The sequence below is a fragment of the Streptomyces fuscigenes genome (assembly GCF_021556455.1).
GTDB lineage: Bacteria > Actinomycetota > Actinomycetes > Streptomycetales > Streptomycetaceae > Streptomyces > Streptomyces fuscigenes.
The window spans coordinates 1-16,782 of sequence record NZ_JAKGCV010000084.1 but is presented as its reverse complement, the minus strand read 5'-3'; the positions used below and the strand labels follow the sequence as shown (position 1 = coordinate 16,782).

Sequence of the window (16,782 nt, the reverse complement as noted above, 5' to 3'; positions counted from 1 at the left end):
CCCGGCTCCGTCCCCGGACCCGGCCCGGCCCTCGGGCTCCTCCGGTCCCGCCGCCCGCCGGGCCCGCGCGGCCGCCCAGGCGTCCGCGGCCACCTCGCGCCGGGCCATGAGCCGTACCGGGTCCGCTCCGCACGCGCGGGCGAACTCCTCGACGGCCTGCCGAGGAGGCAGCGCGCGGCCCGACAGGTACCGCTCCCACGACGCCTTGCTGAACGACGTCTTGGCCGCCAGCCGGGTGACACTCAACTCCGCACGGTCACGCAGGCGTTGCAGCTCGTGGACGAGGCTTCGCACCCGGGGGTCCAGCCCCTCCGGCAGTGCTCTTCGTCGTGCCATCGCCACCTGCCCCCGTCCGACCGGCCGATGTCCGGACCCGCACGCTATCGCCTCCGGGCCGGTGGGCCGAGGGGTGTGCCGGGACCGCGGAGCGATCCGGCCAATCCGGCCCGTCCGCGCTGCCCGTCCCCGCGGCCACGGTGGGAGGCCGGCCACCACCGGTGCTCCCGTGCCCGGTCCGGGCCGGGAGCCGGCCCGACGGCCCCGGGACGATCCGCGCACCCGCCGGCCGGCCTCACAGCCAGCGCTGCGCCGCCTCCAGCGAGTCGCCCCCGGTGGTGTTGAACGCGACGGCCGCCCGCGGCGCGTGCCGGCGGATCAGGTTCACGACCTGTTCGAAGAGCGGGAGCAGCGGCTCGCTCTTCCGGATGCCGCCGCCCACGACGACCACGTCCCACGGGCGGCGCGCCAGCGCGGCCGTGAGGACGGACTCCGCCGACCCGTCGAACACGACGAGCGCCATGTCCGCGTCGATGCCTTGCGCGCCGAACCGTGCCAACTCGGCGTCGAGACCCGCGCGCAGGGCCTCGCCGTCCACGCCCGGTATGGCCTGCGGGTCGTAACCGATCACAAGTACGGAAGACATGCGGCCAACCTAGTGGACGCCCCGGGGCGCGGTCCGGCGGCGGCTCACGCCTGCGCCCCGGGACGGACTGCCGACGGGCACGGCCGGGTGCGGACGGGCGGACGGTTTCCCGGGCGGCCCCGCCCCGAGGCCCGTTCGAGCCGCGGACCGGGGCGCTCCGGCCGACGCCCCGCTCGGCCGGCGCCCCGCGACGCGTGTTCCAGCCGGCAGGGTCGCGCGCCCCGCCGCCGTATCTGTGCGCGCGCCCGCGGCCGATCGCCGCACGAACGCGGCCCGTAGGTGCCGTTCCTCCGGACCTGCCGCACGATGTGCGGCACTGGATGACAGCGTGCGCACGATCGGTATCGTCCCAGCTGAAACGCCGTACATCCGAGTGGGAGTGTGCCTCAGTGCTCGCTGACATCGCGCAGACCGAAGCCGTCGGCTTCGCCGCCGAGGAGATCGACCAGGACGCGCCCACCCGCGCCGCCCGGCTGAAATGGGTCGTCGTGGTCGACGGGAGCCTGCCCGCGGGCCGCGCGGTGAACGCGGCGGTCTGCGTCGCCGCCGCCACGTCCGACGCCGTCGGCGGCATCCTCGGCGATGCCGCCCTCGACGCGGACGGCACCGTGCACCCGGGCCTGCCGTGGGCCGGATGCACGGTGCTCGCCGCGGACCCCGCGACGCTGCGCGAGGTGCGGGCCAAGGCCGCGGCCTCGGCGGGGACGTTCGTCGCCGACATGCCGGCCGCGGCCCAGCACACGCGCGTGTACTCCGAGTACCTCGGCGCCGTCGGCGCGAGTCCGGGCGACGCCCTCGACTACTGCGCCGTGAGCATCGTCGGCCCCCGCAACCGCGTCGACCGGATCGTCAAACGGCTGCCGCTGCTGGCCTGACGCGCCCGGCCGCCGTCACGACGCGGCCGGCTTGCCCGCCGTGTACAGCCAGGTGGTGAACAGCTTCCCGAGGTGCTTGCCCGAGACCCGCTCGCTCAGCGCCGTGAACTCGGCCGTCGTCCCGTGGCCGTGGCGGTGCTCGCGGGCCCACGTCCGGAGGATCGTGAAGAAGTCCCGGTCGCCCACCGCGTTGCGGAGCTCCTGCAGCGTCATCGCGCCGCGCGTGTAGACGGGCGAGGCGAAGATGTCGGCACCGCTGCCCGGATCCGCCGAGGGGAAGGCCCACAGGCCGTTGCTCGCGGGCAGCGCGTCGTAGTGGTCGAAGGCGGCCTGCGCGGTGGCGCCGCCGTGCTGCTCCTCCCACAGCCACTCCGCGTACGTGGCGAAGCCCTCGTTGAGCCAGATGTCCTGCCAGCTCGTCAGGCTGACGGAGTCGCCGAACCACTGGTGCGCCATCTCGTGCACCACCGTGCCGACGTCCGGGGCCCGGTCGTACAGCGGCCTGGTCTGCGTCTCCAGGGCGTAGCCGACGTCGTGCGCGTCGTCGACGATCGCGCCCGCCGCCGCGAAGGGGTACGGGCCGAACAGCTTCGTCTCCCAGTCCAGGATGCCGGGGATCTTCGCGAGCGCCGGCGCCGCGCCGGCCGCCTCCCGTGGATCGACGGCGTTGTACACCGGCACGCCCGACGCGGTCCGGTAGCGCTGGACGTCGAACCTGCCCACCGTCGCCGTCGCGAGGTAGCTCGCCATGGGCTCGTCCTGCCGCCAGCGGAACGTCGTCCTGCCGCCCCGCGTGCGCTGCGAGTCGAGCACACCGTTGCAGACGGCCGTGTAGCCGGCGGGCACGGTGACGCGGAAGCTGTACGACGCCTTGTCCAGCGGGTTGTTGTCGGACGGGAACCACGACATGGCGCCCTGCGGCTCGCCCGCGACGAACGCGCCGTCGTCGGTGGCGATCCAGCCGTCCGGGGACCCGTCGGGGTCCGTGATCTGCTCGGGCACACCGGCGTAGGCGACGTCGACGCGGAAGGCGGCGCCCTTGCGCAGCGGGCGCGCCGGTGTGACGACGAGCTCCTGGCCGCTGCGGCTCCAGTGGGCCGCCCTCCCGTCCACCCGGACCCGGCCGACCGTCAGGCCCGAGAGGTCGAGGTCGAAGCGGCTCAGGTCCTGGACGGCCCTCGCGGTGATCCCGGCCGCACCGGTGAGGTGCTTCGCTGCCGGGTCGTAGCCGAGGTCGAGGTCGTAGTGGGCGACCGTGTAGCCGCCGTTGCCGAGGAGCGGGAAGTAGGGGTCGCCCTGGCCCGGCGCCCCGGGCCTCGCCCCGGAGTCGGCGGCGGCCGTCCCCGTGGTCAGCACGAGGGCGGCGAGGGCGAGGGCGGCGGCCGCGGTGCGCGCCGCCCGGCCGGTGAGGGCGGAGCCGGCGCGCGGGCGGGAGGTGCTCAGAGCGGGACGGGCAGCGAACACGTGCACTCCTCAGGCGGGGTGTCCGACCGGGAACGGTGCGGTGGGAAAGCGCTCACTGTAGGGCGCGCCCGCGGGCCGGACAAGACACCCCCCGTGCCGGGCGCACGGTGTCCTCCCGCCCGCGTGCCGGCTTGCGGGCGGAGCCTCACACGCTCACGGGGAGGACGGCCGGCCCGCGCATGAGCCGGGTGGCGCGCCAGCGCAACTCCTGCACCGGAACGGCGAGTCGGCAGCCCGGGAACCGGGTCAGGACCGAGCCGAGGGCGATCTCCGCCTCGGCTCGGGCCAGTTGTGCGCCCACGCAGCGGTGGACCCCGTGCCCGAATGCCAGTTGGCCGGAGGCGTCACGGTCCAGATCGAGCCGCTCGGCCGCCTCGAAGCGCCGCGGGTCCCGGTTGGCGGCCCCGATCGCGACCAGTACGGGCGAGCCCGCCGTGATGTCCGTCCCGGCGAGGGTGAGCGGCTGTGTGGCATGGCGGAACGTCGCGGTGGCGACGGGGGAGTCGAAGCGGAGCAGCTCGTCCAGGACGCGCGGGAGCTGCGCCGGGGCGGCGACGAGGCGCGCGTGCGCCTCGGGGTGCAGCAGGAGGGCCAGGAACGCGTTGGCGAGGAGGTTCGTGGTCGTCTCGTGCCCCGCGACGAGGAGCAGGCAGGCCAGGGACACCAGTTCGTCCTCGCCGAGCCGGTCCTCCCCGTCCCGTGCCGCGACGAGGTCGTCGAGCAGCGTGGTGCCGGGATGCCGCCGCTTGGCGTCGATCAGCCGGGCCATGTACGCGGCGACGGCGTGCGAGGCGGCGTCGATCGTGTCGGGGCGCCCCGCCGCGAACAGCTCGTCCGACCAGCGCCGCACCGCCGTACGGTCCTCCTCCGGCACGCCCAGCAGTTCGCAGACGACGGCGACGGGCAGCGGCCCGGCCAGGGCCTCCACGACGTCGACGTCCCCCTGCCCGGGGGCGGGCCACCGGTCCAGCAGGGCGTCGGTCAGCCGCTGGATGCGCGGACGCAGCCGCGCCACCGCACCCCGGCTGAACGCCCCGGTGACGAGGGCCCGCAGGCGCGTGTGCGCGGGGGGATCGGTCGCCAGCATGCTGCGCGAGAGGGCGGGGTGCAGGTCGCGGCCGCTCGGGCGGGCGGCGAAGAACGCGCCGGTGTCCTTGGACAGCCGGGGGTCGGCGAGGGCGGCCCGGGCCGCGTCGTAGCCGGTGACCACGTAACTGCACGGCTTCCCGGGCCCGCCGGGAAGCTCCCGCACGGGGCCGCCGAGGTGCGCGCGATCGAGGACGGCGTAGGGGCCGTCGGCCGGTTCGGTGCGTGTCATGCGCCAAGCCTCCCGCAGGAAGGGGCGGTTCGCGGCCACCGGCACGGCGCGTCGGCGGGCGGCGGCGGCGTCCCGCGCCGCCTGCCCGTACCTGCGCTTGCCGCCCGCCGCCCGCCGTGCGTACTGCCCGCTGCCCGCCCGTCCCGAGCCGCCTGCTGTGCACCGCCCGTACCCACCCGCCCTCCGCGTGGCCTCCGCGCGCGCCGTGCCGCCTGCCCGGCGCAGCCCTTCCGCCCGCCGTGGCGAGCAGCGTCAGGGCAGGGTCAGGATGCGGGGGCCGCCGTCGGTGATGGCCACGGTGTGCTCGAAGTGGGCGGCCCGGCTGCCGTCGGTGGTGCTGAGGGTCCAGCCGTCGCTGCCGGTGCGGTAGGCGTTCTGCCCGCCCGCCATGAACATCGGCTCGATGGCGAGCACGAGGCCGTGGCGCAGGGGGAAGCCGCGTCCCGGGCGGCCCCGGTTGGGCACGTGCGGGTCCTCGTGCATGCTGCGGCCGATGCCGTGGCCGCCGAAGTCGGCGGGCATGCCGCAGGCCGCCCTGCGGGCCACGGTGTCGATGGCGTGGGAGATGTCGCCCATGCGGTTGCCGACGAGGGCGGCGGCGATGCCGGCCTCGAGGGCCTGCCGGGTGCCCTCGATCAGCTCCACGTCCTCGGGACGGGCCGTTCCGACGGTGAACGTGATGGCCGAGTCCCCCGTCCAGCCGTCGAGTTCGGCTCCGCCGTCGACGCTCACCACGTCGCCGTCGCGCAGCCGGTAGTCGGTGGGGATGCCGTGCACCACCGCGTCGTTGACGGAGGTGCAGATCACCGCGGGGAAGGGCGTGGGGGCGAAGGACGGCCGGTAGCCGAGGAAGGGCGAACTCGCGCCGGCCTCGGCCAGGACGGCGCGCGCCGCCTCGTCCAGTTCCCGCAGGGACACACCCACACCGGCTGCCTCGCGGGCGGCGGCCAGGGCCCGGGCCACCACCCGCCCCGCCTCTCGCATCGCGTCCATCGCGGCGTCGGTCTTGATCTCCACCATGTGCTGCGGCTCCCGCCTCGCATCGAATCCAATACTTATACCGGTATTAGTATCACAGTCGCCACGGGGCCGGATCCGCTCGGCCGGGCCGTCCGGCGGGGTCGCGAGAGGCGGCGCGAAGTCCGTGCGGACGGATGTCGATGCCGGGCCGTGCGGCTCTGCGGCGGTCACACCGCGTGGCCATGTGCCCGAACCGGGCGTGCGTGCCGTGGGGCGGATCACGCGCGGGGGCGGCGGGCCCCATGGGCGCGCGGGCGTTCTCCAGGGCCCGCCCGGCCCCTGCTTCCCGCGCGGCCTCGGCGAGATCGCGCCGGAGTCGTCCGCGTCCCCGCGCCGGCCCCTCGCACGCGTAGCCGCTGCCGTCGAATTCGGCCCCACGGTGGCCCTGACGAGGTCTCACGGCCGCGAACCGGCGCCGTCCGGGGCCCTCCGCGGTCGATCGCGGGGGCTCGCGGGCCCGGCCCGGCCGCTCTCCCGACGGCCGTGGCGGCCGATGATCCGTGGGGTCGTCGCTGCCGGTCCCGGCGCTCGCGGAGCGGTGGCGCGGCACGCCTCCGCGGCGGCTCGACGACTCGGTCGCCGCGCGGCGGAGGTGACACCGTGTGACGGTGAAGTCGGGGGCCCCACCTGCTTCTTGAGGAACCCGGATCGCTCCCGGCGGTCGCGCGGCCTGGCCGAGAGGGCGCGGGATCTCGTCGTGCACGGCTGGTTGACACCCCGTCGAGAGCGGATCTAGCGTCGAGGCCATTCCGGCCCCTCTCTCTCCGAGGCCACCTCGCGTCGATCCATTAATGCGTATTAGTAGCTGGAGGCAGCAGTGACAGATCAGCCCCGGTCGCTCGGCAGGCGGGCCCTTCTCGGCGGCGCGCTCGGCGCCGCCGCACTGCTCGGCACGGGGTGGACCGGGGGTGTCGCGTCCGCCGCCGTGCCGCCGCCCGCCGGGCCGTTCCCGCCGCTGGGCGGCCTGCCGCCCGGGGCCCCCGCGCGGCGCCTGTTCACGCCCCGCGAGCAGCGCTTCGGGCCCTATCTGGCGATCCTGCCCGGCATGGTGAACGACGTCGTCGTCGACGACCCCGGGGACCTCGGCTTCCTCGGCGGCGGCTGGTGGCGCACGCCGAGCGCCCCCTACAACTCCCGTGTCCAGGAACACGTCTTCACCCTGAGCTGGTTCCACGCCAACTCCCGTCCCTGGAACCCGTACGCGGGCGACAGGGCGCTGCTCGCCCGCCTCGACGCGGCGATCGCGCACTACCTCGACCTCCAGCACGCCGACGGCTCCTGGCCCGAGTACGACATCGACGAGAAGTCCAAGGCCGCCACGGGCTTCGGCATCGGCTACCTCGCCAAGACCCTGGCCAACCTCCGCCAGGGCCGCTCGCTCCCGCAGCGGCGGGCGGAGATCGAAGCCGCGGTGCGGCTCGGCACGACGTGGTTCCTCGACCCCGCGAACCCGATCTGGCAGAGCCCGATCAACTTCGCCAACCAGAACGCGTCCGGCCTGGCCGGCGCGACCCGCTTCCTTCGACTGGCCCCGGACGCCGGGCTCGAGCGCGGGCTCGCCGACCGCGTCGAGTACCTGGCGGAGCACGGCCAGAGCCCCGCGGGCTTCTTCTACGAGCCCACCGGCATGGACATCGACTACAACTTCGAGGTCCTGATGCCGGAGATCGCCGAGATCCACCACCTCACGCGCAACCGGGCGGTGCTCGGCATGGCGCGCAGGTTCGCCGACTGGTTCGGCTACAACGTCGTGCGCGAGCCCGACGGTTCGGGCTCGCTCACGTACGTGGCCATGTCCGCCCGCACCGGCGTCGCGTACTACGACGACGTGGTGCCCGACCCCGACCGGACGAACCTCGGCTCGCTTTTCGTCCCCGAAGTCCCCGCCCTCGCGGCGTTCTTCACCACGGCGGAGGACCGTGCCGAGATCCGCGCGGCGTGGGCCGCCGCGCCGGGGCCGGCCGTGGGCCCCGCCAAGCAGGACACCTCGCCGCGGATCATCGCCCACGCCACCTACCCGGAGGCGTTCCCCTCGCGCGGCGCCAAGCGCGCGTCCGTACGGCAGCTGCCGTACCTGCGGTCCGACGACTTCGCCGTGCGGCGCGAGGACACCGCGCTCGACCAGAGCTACCTCTACGTACGCAGGCCCGGGCTCTACCTCGCCGCGTTCTTCGGCAAGCGCCCGAGCACCGACGTCCGTACCGGGCCCGGCCTGCTGTGGCACCCGCGCGCGGGTGCCGTCGTCCAGTCGCAGCGCGCGAGCGACACGCAGGTGTGGGGCAGCGTGCTGCCGGCCGGCACCGTCGACGCGCACAGCGACCTGGCCGCCGCCTCCTACCGTGTGGGCGACCGCGACTGGAACGGCGCCGAGGCCGCGCCGGGTTCGTCGCCGGTCACCGTCTCCTACGGCCTGCCCGACGGCCGGGTCTCCACCGTCCTCACCGTCACCAGGAACACCGTCTCGCGCGCGGTGCGCGGCACCACCGCCCTGACCGAGCAGATCCCGCTGGTCCTGCTGCCCACCGACCGCGTGGCGTTCGCGGACGGCACGCCCGTCGCGTACGGCGCGGACGCCGCCGCGACCGCGCGCGGGCTCGTCGTCCACCGGGCCGGGACGACGATCGGCATCGACTGGGGAACCGCGCTCGCGGCCACCGTCGAGGCGACCTCCGTCACCCTGCTGCGCGACGGGGCGCGCCGCCTGCACGTCCTGCGCGTCCCGCACCCCGGGACGCTGACCACGGTGGTCACGCTGGGCTGAGGGCGCGGCCGGGACGGGGCCGGCGCAGGGCCGTGGACAGCAGCTCGGTGATCGAGGTCTCGTCGTCCACGACCAGCACGCGCTCGGGTGAGCCGTCGGGCCGCGCCAGTGGCGGCTGCTTCTGGGAGGAGGTGGTCGTCATGGTGACGTCATGGTGACACGCCGGCCCGCCGCCGGGAGAGATTCCTTGCCCGGCCCTGTGAAGGGCCTGAGAATCGCACGTCAGGGCCGGCGACCGCGGCGCCTGCGGCTACGATCGCAGAGCCGGGACGGGGTACGGGTACGGGGGTGCACGCCATGATCGGGGACCGCCGCCGCGCGCTTGCGCGGACAGCTCGGTGCGGTGCGCATGCGGGCTGACCGCGCCCGTGCGGCGGCGCTCGACTGGGTGCGCGCCGAGGGGCGCGCCCGCGAGGGATACGTCGGCGCCTACGTCACGGGATCGACGGTCGGCCTGCGCGACGAGGACGAGGTGCCCGTCGGCTCCGACCTCGACCTCACGGTCGTGACCCGGGCGATGCCCCGCGGGCCCAAGCCCGGCAAGTTCCCGCACCTCGGGGTGCTGTTCGACGTCACGGTCGTCGGATGGGACGCCCTCGCGCCCGCCGGGCACGCCCTCGCCGACTACCACCTCGCGGCCGGGCTGAGCAGGGACACGGTGCTGGACGACCCGACGGGCGGGCTGCGCGCCCTCCAGCGCTCCGTGGCACGGGAGTTCGCCGCTCCCGCGCGGGTGCGACAGCGGTGCGGCGCCGTGCTGACCAGGATCGAGGCCGGGCTGCGCACCCCCGACACCGCGGCGCCCTGGCCCGTGCGCGTCACCGGCTGGCTGTTCCCCACCTGCGTGAGCGCGCACCTGCCGCTCGTCGCCGGCCTGCGCAATCCGACGGTGCGCCTGCGCCACCTCAGGGCCCGCGAGCTGCTGACGGCCGCCGGCCTCGGGGAGCACTACCCGGCCCTGCTGGCGCAGCTCGACCCGGCCGGGCTGACGCCCGAGCGCGTGGGCCACCACGTCGAGTGCCTCGCGGTGCTGTTCGACGCGACGGCCGCCGTGGCGCACACGCCCTTCCCCTTCAGCTCCGACCTGACCCCCGCCGCCCGCCCGGTCGCCGTGGACGCGAGCCGTGCCCTGGTGCGGGCCGGAGACCACCGGGAGGCGCTGTTCTGGGTGGTGGCGACCGCCGCGCGCTGCCACACCGCCCTGCTGGCGGACGCGCCGGACCTGGCGGCGCGGCACGCACCGCAGTTCGCGGAACTCCTCGCCGATCTCGGCATCAACGACGGCCGGGACCTCGCCGCGCGCTCCCGCGCGACCCTCGCGTACCTGCCTGAACTCGCCGCGCTGGGCGAGGAGATCATCGCCGCCGGGCGCTGACGGCACGAGGTCGGTCGGCTGCCGGTCTGAGCGCGTGGGCGGCGGCACGGCGGGGCGCCCCCGGCTGTTCGAAGCCGCCCCGGTACCGCTTCGGGCACCTGCACACACCGGATCACACCGGATCACACCGGAACGCACCGGATCACACCGGAACGCGGCGGTGCGCGGCACCCGTCAGGGGTACCGCGCACCGCCGCGTCCGTGGAGCCGGTCAGGTTCCGGGCGGCAGGGTCGGCCGGCCGCCGGGAGCGGACCGCGTCAGTGGGCCTCGCCCAGCTCCTCGCTCTCGATGCGGCTCTCCTCGCGGGCCTCCTCGATGTGCTCGACGACCCGGGCCTGCGGCAGCTTCACCCGCAGCGCGATGAGGTAGACGATCGCGGCGAGCACCAGGTTGACCACGAAGCCCCAGCCGAGCCCGATCCAGCCCTTGCCGCCGTCGTAGTCGCCCATCCAGCTGACCAGGGCCAGGCCGACCAGCCACGGCAGGACCCAGCTGGCGCCGGCCTTCCAGTCCATCTTCGGCGCGCGGCCCTTGTCGAAGATCTCGAAGGCGGCGAGGAAGACGAAGCCGATCAGGATCGTGACGAACAGCTTCCAGTTGGTGTTCCAGCCGGCCCAGTACACGATCAGGTTCGCGGAGTACAGCGCGAGGAACGGGATGACGTCCCCGCCGGGGACCCGGAACGGGCGCGGCTGGTCGGGTATCTGACGCCGCATCGCGGCCAGCACGACCGGGCCGGAGCCGAACGAGAGCACCGTCGCCGAGGTGATGAACCCGACGAGCTCCTGCCAGCTGGGGAACGGCAGGAAGACGATCAGGCCCACGACGAACGTGACGATCAGGCTGACCAGCGGCGCACCGCGGCGGGTGGCCTTGGCGAGCCCCTCGGGCGCGTTCTTGTTGCGGGCCATGGCGTAGGAGATGCGCGCCGTGACCGTGGTGTAGATCAGGCCGGTGTCGGCGGGGGAGATGACGGCGTCCACGTACAGCACGTACGCGAGCCAGCCGAGCCCGATCGCCGAGGAGATCGCGGCCAGCGGGCCGAAGTCGTTGGCGAAGGCGAGGTTGAGCCAGCCGTGCGACGAGGTCAGGTCGTGCTTCGGCACGGCGCCGATGAAGGCGACCTCGAGCAGCACGTAGATCACGCCGGTCAGCAGCACGGAACCGATTACCGCGAACGGCACGTTGCGCTTCGGGTTGTCCGTCTCGCCCGCGAGCTCCACACCCTGGCGGAAGCCGAGGAAGGAGAACGTGATGCCGGCCGTGGAGATGGCGGTGAAGATGCCCTTCGCGCCGCCCGGCGCGAAGCCGCCGTACTCCTTGGCGCTGAAGTTGTGCCCGTGGAACGCGGTGACGAGGAACGCGACGATCACCACGAGGATGACGACGAGCTTCCACCACACCAGGACATTGTTCACCCGCGCGAACCACCGGATGCCGAAGTAGTTCAGTGCGACGAAGAACGCCATGGCGAGGACGGCGATCACATAGCCGAGACCCGTCAGTGTGTAGGCACCGTTCGACGGATGGTAGTCAGTGAAATGTGCCCATTTGGTGGCATATTGCAGTGCGCCTTCGACCTCGATCGGTGCCACGGTGGCGGCGGCGATCCAGGTGATCCAGCCCATGGTGTAGCTGGCGAACGAACCGAACGAAAGGTGCGGGAAGCGCACCACACCGCCCGATACGGGGAACATCGTGCCCAGCTCGGCGAAGCAGAGCCCGATGAGGATGATCATCACGGCGGCTATCGCCCACGAGAACACGGACGAGGGCCCCGCGAGTTTGGCGGCGTTCAGCGCGCCGAACAGCCAGCCCGATCCGATGATGGATCCGACGCCGGCGAACAGAAGACTGACGCGACCCATGTCCCGGCGCAGCCGCGGTTGTTCCGCACGCCCCTCCGGTGGTTTCTCAATCGTGGTCATTCATCTTTTCCTTTGGCTCATTGCCCCGCATGCGGCCCTCATCCTTAGCACACCGTGCCGAGTGGGAATCAAGACTCTGACCTGCAATTTCCTTGTTGAACCGGCTCGGGCTGGCGTGGCAGGTTTCATGGGCGGTTGTGCCATTTCGCCCGTGAACAGGCACGTGATCGGCTGTCTGATTCCCCCGAACCCGATGGCTAAGCTTTCGATTTGGACACGGTCGGGCCACATGTGTGAGGGGGCGGTGTTGTCATTCACATGGCCAATAACGGCCCGCGTTCCCGGGGGAAATCGGCGGCCGTACCCGTGGGGCGGCGGAAGACGCAGGGTGTGCGCGCCGCCCCGGACGCGACATCCGTTGTGTCGTGGTCGTGAGGATCGTCCCCGTGCGCCCCGTAGATGGGGAGTGCTCCCGCGTGCGCGGCGCACGGTGTGCCCCGGCCGCACCCCATGTGTGACCGTTCGGTGTGGATTGGCGACGTGTGCCGCGTGTGTCCTGTGGTGGGCCCCCGCGGCCGCGGCGGGCCCGTGCAGCCCACCCCGGGGTTCAGGTGTGTGCGAAGGCGAATCACGGTGCCGCACGGGCGGGCCGTGCCGCCCCCTCCCCGGGTGGGGCGGGGAGCGCCCCGGGCCGGGGACCCGCCCGCCCGGAGTGTGGACGTCCCGGGGGCCCCGCCGGACCGGTGGATAGGCTGCTGACCGGCCGGTACGGCAGCTGACGCGGGTCAGCGGCCCACCGGCCCGCCCTCCGGCCGGCGCGGCGAGCGCCGGCCAGGGGCGATCCGTACGACGAGAGGCGAGGTGGCACAGCGCATGTTCACGACCAGGCCGACCCTTCAAGGCACGTTCGGCATGGTGGCCTCGACCCACTGGCTGGCCTCCCAGAGCGCGATGGCGGTCCTCGAGGCGGGCGGCAACGCCTACGACGCGGCCGTCGCCGGCGCCTTCGTCCTGCACGTCGTCGAGCCGCACCTGAACGGGCCGGGCGGCGAGGCGCCGATCATCCTCGCCCCCGCCGGCGGTCCGGTCCGCGTGCTGTGCGGGCAGGGCGTCGCACCCTCCGGGGCGACCGTGGCGCACTACCGCTCCCTCGGCCTCGACCTCGTGCCGGGAACCGGCCCGCTGGCCGCGGCCGTCCCCGGCGCCTTCGACGCCTGGATGACGCTGCTGCGCGACCACGGCACCCTGCACCTCGCCGACGTGCTGCGGTACGCGATCGGCTACGCCGAGGACGGGCACGCGCCCGTCGAGCGGGTCGGGGCGACCGTCGAGACCGTGCGGGAGCTGTTCGAGACCGAATGGCCGTCCTCCGCCGAGCTGTACCTGCCGGACGGCAGGTCGCCGCGACCGGGCGAGCTGTGGCGCAACCCGGCACTCGCCGCCACCTGGCGGCGGCTGATCGCCGAGGCGGCCGACGAGGGCGGCGGCGACCGCGTCGCGGGGATCGAGGCCGCGCGCCGGATCTGGCGCGAGGGCTTCGTCGCCGAGGCCCTCGTCGCGCAGGCGGCCCGGCCCACCATGGACACCAGCGGGGAGCGCCACACCGGCACCCTCACGGCCGCCGACCTGGCCGGCTGGTCCGCGACCTACGAGGAACCCGCCACCTACGAGTGGGACGGCTGGACGCTGTGCAAGGCGGGCCCGTGGAGCCAGGGCCCCGCCTTCCTCCAGCAGCTGGCGCTGCTGCCGTCGCGCGCCGCAGACCTGCCCGCCTACGGATCGGCCGAGTACGTGCACCGGCTGGTCGAAGGCACCAAGCTCGCCATGGCCGACCGCGAGGCCTGGTACGGCGACGCCGCCGACGTCCCCCTCGAAGCGCTGCTCTCCGAGCGGTACAACACCGGGCGCCGCGCCCTCATCGGCGAGGACGCCTCCCGCGAGCTGCGCCCCGGCCGCCCCGACGGGCGTACCCCGAGGATCAGCGCGCACGCCACCGCCGTCGCCGCGGGCGAGACCGGCGTCCTGCCCGAGCCCAGGGCGGGCGCGGGCGAGCCCACCGTCGCCAAGGACGGCGCCACGCGCGGCGACACCTGCCACATCGACATCGTGGACCGCTGGGGCAACATGGTCTCCGCGACGCCCAGCGGCGGCTGGCTCCAGTCCAACCCCGTCGTCCCCGAACTCGGCTTCCCCCTCGGCACCCGCCTGCAGATGATGTGGGTCGAGGAGGGCCTGCCCAACTCCCTGACGCCCGGGCGCCGGCCGCGCACCACCCTCACGCCCTCGCTCGCCCTGCGCGACGGCGTGCCGGCCGTCGCTTTCGGCACGCCGGGCGGCGACCAGCAGGACCAGTGGCAGCTCCACTTCTTCCTCGCGCTCGTCCTTCGGGACCCGGTGCGCGGCGGCCTCGACCTCCAGGGCGCCATCGACGCCCCCAACTGGCACACCGACAGCTTCCCGGGCTCCTTCTACCCGCGCGGGATGGTCCCCGGCGGGCTGACCGTCGAGGGCCGTACGGATCCGGCCGTCGTCGCCGAACTGCGGCGCAGGGGCCACGAGGTGACGGTCGGCGAGGACTGGTCGGAGGGCCGGCTGTGCGCCGTCGCACGCGACCCCGCGACCGGCGTGCTGTCGGCGGCCGCCAATCCGCACGGCATGCAGGGCTACGCGGTGGGCCGCTGAGATGGCGGACGAGACGGCGTTCCGGCTTCCTCCCGGCGCACGGGTCGAGGCCGTCATCAAGGCGGCGGCCGACGCCGAGATCATGCCGCGCTACCGCCGGCTGTCGGCCGAGGACATCAGCGAGAAGAGCGGGCCCCACGACCTCGTCACCGTGGCCGACCGGCGCGCCGAGGAGTACCTCACCCGGGAGCTCACGTCCCTCGTGCCCGGCTCCGTGGTGGTCGGGGAGGAGGCCGTGGCCGCGGACCCGGGCGTCTACGGCGCGCTCGACGGCGACGCTCCCGTGTGGATCGTCGACCCGGTCGACGGCACGCGGGTGTTCATCTCCGGCGCGCCCGGCTTCTGCACGCTCGTCTCGCTCGCCCGCTACGGCGAGGTCCTCGCCTCGTGGACGTACGCGCCGGTGACCGGCAGCATGGCGGTGGCCGTCCGGGGCCGGGGCGCCCACCTCGACGGGCGGCCACTGCGGCCGGGACCCCCGGAGGCCGGCCGGCCCCTGCGGATGGCCATGTCCCACCCGGACTTCACCTCCGACGAGCAGAAGCGGGCCCTGCTCGGGCTCGACCGCTCCGGGGCCGTGACCCGGGGCAGCGGCTCGGCGGGACTCGACTACCTCGCCGTGGCCACCGGCGAGTTGGACGCCGTCGCCTACAACTGGGAGTACGCCTGGGACCACGCGGCCGGGCTGCTCCTGGTGACCGAGGCGGGCGGGGCCCACCTCACCCTCAGCGGGGAGCCGTACCGCATCACGGGCGGCAACGCCCTGCCGTTCACGGCGGCCCGCACCGAGGCGACGGCGCGGCACGTGCGGCGGCTGCTGCTGAACGGCTGACCCCGCGGGGGGCCGGAGCGCGGCGCGCGGCGGCGCACGGCCGGCGGTGCGGTGCGGACGGGGACCGGCTGGGAGTACGGGGAGGCGAAGCGGGGCGTGCGAAACCGGCGCACGGCTCCGCGAGCCCCGGGCGGCCGCCGCGCCCGGCGCCTTTCCTGCCCGCACCCCCGGCCCCGCGGCAGGGCGCGGGTTCGCACGCATGCGCCGGTCCCCACCGCCGTCCCCGCCGCCGGTCCGCCGGAATATCCTGGGCCCTCAGACCGTCGGCTGACGAAGGAGTCCGCGTGCCGTCGATGCTCGATGCCGTAGTCGTGGGTGCGGGACCCAACGGGCTGACCGCCGCCGCCGAGCTGGCCAGACGCGGCATGTCGGTCGAGGTGTTCGAGGCCCGGGACACCATCGGGGGCGGCGCGAGCACCGAGGAGCTGACGCTGCCGGGCTTCAAGCACGACCCCTGCTCGGCGGTGCATCCCCTCGGGGCGGGATCGCCCGCGTTCAACGGGATGCCGCTGGAGCGGTACGGGCTGAGCTGGGCCCACCCCGAGCTGCCGATGGCCCACCCCTTCGACGACGGGACGGCCGCCGTCCTCGCGCGTTCCGTCGCGGAGACCGCCGCCTCCCTCGGCCCGCACGACGCGGGAGAGTACCGGCGGCTCGTCGCGCCGTTCCTCGGCCGGTGGGACACGCTCGCCGCCGACTTCCTCAGCCTGCCGCCGCGCGGCCTGCCCCGGGACCCGCTCACGCTGGCGCGCTTCGGGCTCAAGGGCCTGGCACCGTACGGATGGCTGGTGCGGCGCTTTCGCGACGAGCGGGCCAGGGCGCTGTTCGCCGGGCTGGTGGCCCATGTCATCTCGCCGCTCAACGGCCTGGCCACGGGCGGGATCGGGCTGATGTTCGCGCTCGCGGCGCACGCGGGCGGCTGGCCCGTGGCACGCGGCGGCTCCGGGGCCATCTCCGACGCGCTCGCCGGGTATCTGCGCGCCTGCGGCGGCACCGTGCACACCGGGTTCGAGGTCAAGCGGCTCGACGACCTGCCGCCCGCACGCGCCTACGTCTTCGACACTTCGCCGACGGCGCTCGCGCGCATCGCGGGCCTCGGCCGCCACTACGACGGCTACCGCTACGGTCCCAGCGTGTTCAAGATCGACTACGCGCTGGACGGCCCGATGCCGTGGACGGCGGAGGCGCCGCGCCGCGCCGGGACGGTGCAGATCGGCCCGACGAGCGCCGAGATGGGCCGCGCGCTCAAGCAGGCGTACGGAGGCACCCCGCCGGACGTCCCCTTCCTCATCAGCGCGCAGCCGACCCTGGCCGACCCGTCCCGCGCGCCCGAGGGCAAGCACGTCTTCTGGGTGTACGGCCACGTCCCGCACGCCTGGACCGGCGACCTGACCGGCGCGATCGAGCGCCAACTCGAGCGCTTCGCACCGGGTTTCCGGGACCTGGTGCTCGCCCGAGCCACGGCCGGCCCGCCGGAGCTCGCACAGCGCAACGCGAACTACGTGGGCGGCGACATCGCCTGCGGCGCGGCCCAGGGCCTCTGACCTGCGCCGTCCGGACGACCGGAATTTCGCCGTTCGTCATGTCGGTACCTCTAGGCTGGCGGGGAAGCAAAGAAGAACCGGAAAACCTGAAAAAGCCAGAAAAGCTCGACAGGCCCGGAA

12 protein-coding genes and 1 pseudogene are annotated in these 16,782 nt (G+C 74.4%); 6 read left to right on the top strand and 7 right to left on the bottom strand.

All coding sequences use genetic code 11. The annotated features are described in order from the left end of the window. Together L1885_RS10465 and L1885_RS10460 are read right to left on the bottom strand one after the other, a co-directional pair. On the bottom strand, positions 1 to 336 hold a 336-nt coding region (locus L1885_RS10465; protein ID WP_235796768.1), incomplete at its 3' end, for a helix-turn-helix domain-containing protein. 235 nt (positions 337 to 571) lie between these two features. Then, positions 572 to 922: a hypothetical protein gene (locus L1885_RS10460; protein WP_235796767.1), complete on the bottom strand. Its 351-nt coding sequence runs from the start codon at positions 920 to 922 to the stop codon at positions 572 to 574. A gap of 389 nt (positions 923 to 1,311) precedes the next feature. On the opposite strand from L1885_RS10460, the gene L1885_RS10455 reads away from it, so the two are divergent. Beyond that, the gene (locus L1885_RS10455; RefSeq protein WP_235796766.1) at positions 1,312 to 1,797 is read left to right on the top strand and encodes a DUF2000 domain-containing protein; all 486 of its coding nucleotides are present in this window, start codon (positions 1,312 to 1,314) and stop codon (positions 1,795 to 1,797) included. Between the two features lie 15 nt (positions 1,798 to 1,812). On the opposite strand, the gene L1885_RS10450 is transcribed toward L1885_RS10455, so the two are convergent. The 3 genes from L1885_RS10450 to map all read right to left on the bottom strand — a co-directional run bounded on the left by L1885_RS10450 (position 1,813) and on the right by map (position 5,599). Then, a complete protein-coding gene (locus L1885_RS10450) occupies positions 1,813 to 3,240 on the bottom strand; it encodes a M1 family metallopeptidase (RefSeq protein WP_372481909.1) in 1,428 nt (475 codons plus the stop codon). A 166-nt stretch (positions 3,241 to 3,406) separates the two neighbouring features. Then, positions 3,407 to 4,579, bottom strand: coding sequence for a cytochrome P450 family protein (locus L1885_RS10445; RefSeq protein ID WP_235796765.1), 1,173 nt, complete (start codon positions 4,577 to 4,579; stop codon positions 3,407 to 3,409). A gap of 252 nt (positions 4,580 to 4,831) precedes the next feature. Next, positions 4,832 to 5,599, bottom strand: a complete 768-nt coding sequence (map, locus tag L1885_RS10440; protein WP_235796764.1) for a type I methionyl aminopeptidase — start codon at positions 5,597 to 5,599, stop codon at positions 4,832 to 4,834. An 817-nt stretch (positions 5,600 to 6,416) separates the two neighbouring features. Here map and L1885_RS10435 point away from each other — a divergent pair. Continuing rightward, a complete protein-coding gene (locus L1885_RS10435; RefSeq protein ID WP_235796763.1) occupies positions 6,417 to 8,360 on the top strand; it encodes a hypothetical protein in 1,944 nt (647 codons plus the stop codon). Positions 8,361 to 8,382: 22 nt separating this feature from the next. Here L1885_RS10435 and L1885_RS10430 read toward each other — a convergent pair. Beyond that, positions 8,383 to 8,502: pseudogene (locus L1885_RS10430) on the bottom strand (DNA-binding response regulator); the annotation flags it as partial. A gap of 207 nt (positions 8,503 to 8,709) precedes the next feature. Between L1885_RS10430 and L1885_RS10425 the strand changes: the two are divergent. Beyond that, positions 8,710 to 9,735, top strand: a complete 1,026-nt coding sequence (locus tag L1885_RS10425) for a hypothetical protein (protein WP_235796762.1) — start codon at positions 8,710 to 8,712, stop codon at positions 9,733 to 9,735. 258 nt (positions 9,736 to 9,993) lie between these two features. On the opposite strand, the gene L1885_RS10420 is transcribed toward L1885_RS10425, so the two are convergent. Continuing rightward, on the bottom strand, positions 9,994 to 11,664 hold the full coding sequence (locus L1885_RS10420; RefSeq protein ID WP_235796761.1) for an APC family permease: 1,671 nt from the start codon (positions 11,662 to 11,664) through the stop codon (positions 9,994 to 9,996). Between the two features lie 813 nt (positions 11,665 to 12,477). On the opposite strand from L1885_RS10420, the gene L1885_RS10415 reads away from it, so the two are divergent. The 3 genes from L1885_RS10415 to L1885_RS10405 all read left to right on the top strand — a co-directional run bounded on the left by L1885_RS10415 (position 12,478) and on the right by L1885_RS10405 (position 16,662). Continuing rightward, positions 12,478 to 14,286: a gamma-glutamyltransferase family protein gene (locus L1885_RS10415; protein WP_235796760.1), complete on the top strand. Its 1,809-nt coding sequence runs from the start codon at positions 12,478 to 12,480 to the stop codon at positions 14,284 to 14,286. 1 nt (position 14,287) lies between these two features. Then, on the top strand, positions 14,288 to 15,118 hold the full coding sequence (locus tag L1885_RS10410) for an inositol monophosphatase family protein (protein WP_235796759.1): 831 nt from the start codon (positions 14,288 to 14,290) through the stop codon (positions 15,116 to 15,118). Positions 15,119 to 15,402: 284 nt separating this feature from the next. Then, complete coding sequence (locus L1885_RS10405) at positions 15,403 to 16,662, top strand: phytoene desaturase family protein (RefSeq protein WP_235796758.1); 1,260 nt, start codon at positions 15,403 to 15,405, stop codon at positions 16,660 to 16,662. Positions 16,663 to 16,782: the final 120 nt, after the last annotated feature.

What these genes read in the sequence shown, in the direction of transcription:
- L1885_RS10445 (WP_235796765.1), bottom strand. Translation starts at nt 4,579, where the DNA reads ATGACACGCACCGAACCGGCCGACGGCCCCTACGCCGTCCTCGATCGC.
- L1885_RS10420 (WP_235796761.1), bottom strand. Translation starts at nt 11,664, where the DNA reads ATGACCACGATTGAGAAACCACCGGAGGGGCGTGCGGAACAACCGCGG.
- map (WP_235796764.1), bottom strand. Translation starts at nt 5,599, where the DNA reads ATGGTGGAGATCAAGACCGACGCCGCGATGGACGCGATGCGAGAGGCG.
- L1885_RS10460 (WP_235796767.1), bottom strand. Translation starts at nt 922, where the DNA reads ATGTCTTCCGTACTTGTGATCGGTTACGACCCGCAGGCCATACCGGGC.
- L1885_RS10415 (WP_235796760.1), top strand. Translation starts at nt 12,478, where the DNA reads ATGTTCACGACCAGGCCGACCCTTCAAGGCACGTTCGGCATGGTGGCC.
- L1885_RS10410 (WP_235796759.1), top strand. Translation starts at nt 14,288, where the DNA reads ATGGCGGACGAGACGGCGTTCCGGCTTCCTCCCGGCGCACGGGTCGAG.
- L1885_RS10425 (WP_235796762.1), top strand. Translation starts at nt 8,710, where the DNA reads ATGCGGGCTGACCGCGCCCGTGCGGCGGCGCTCGACTGGGTGCGCGCC.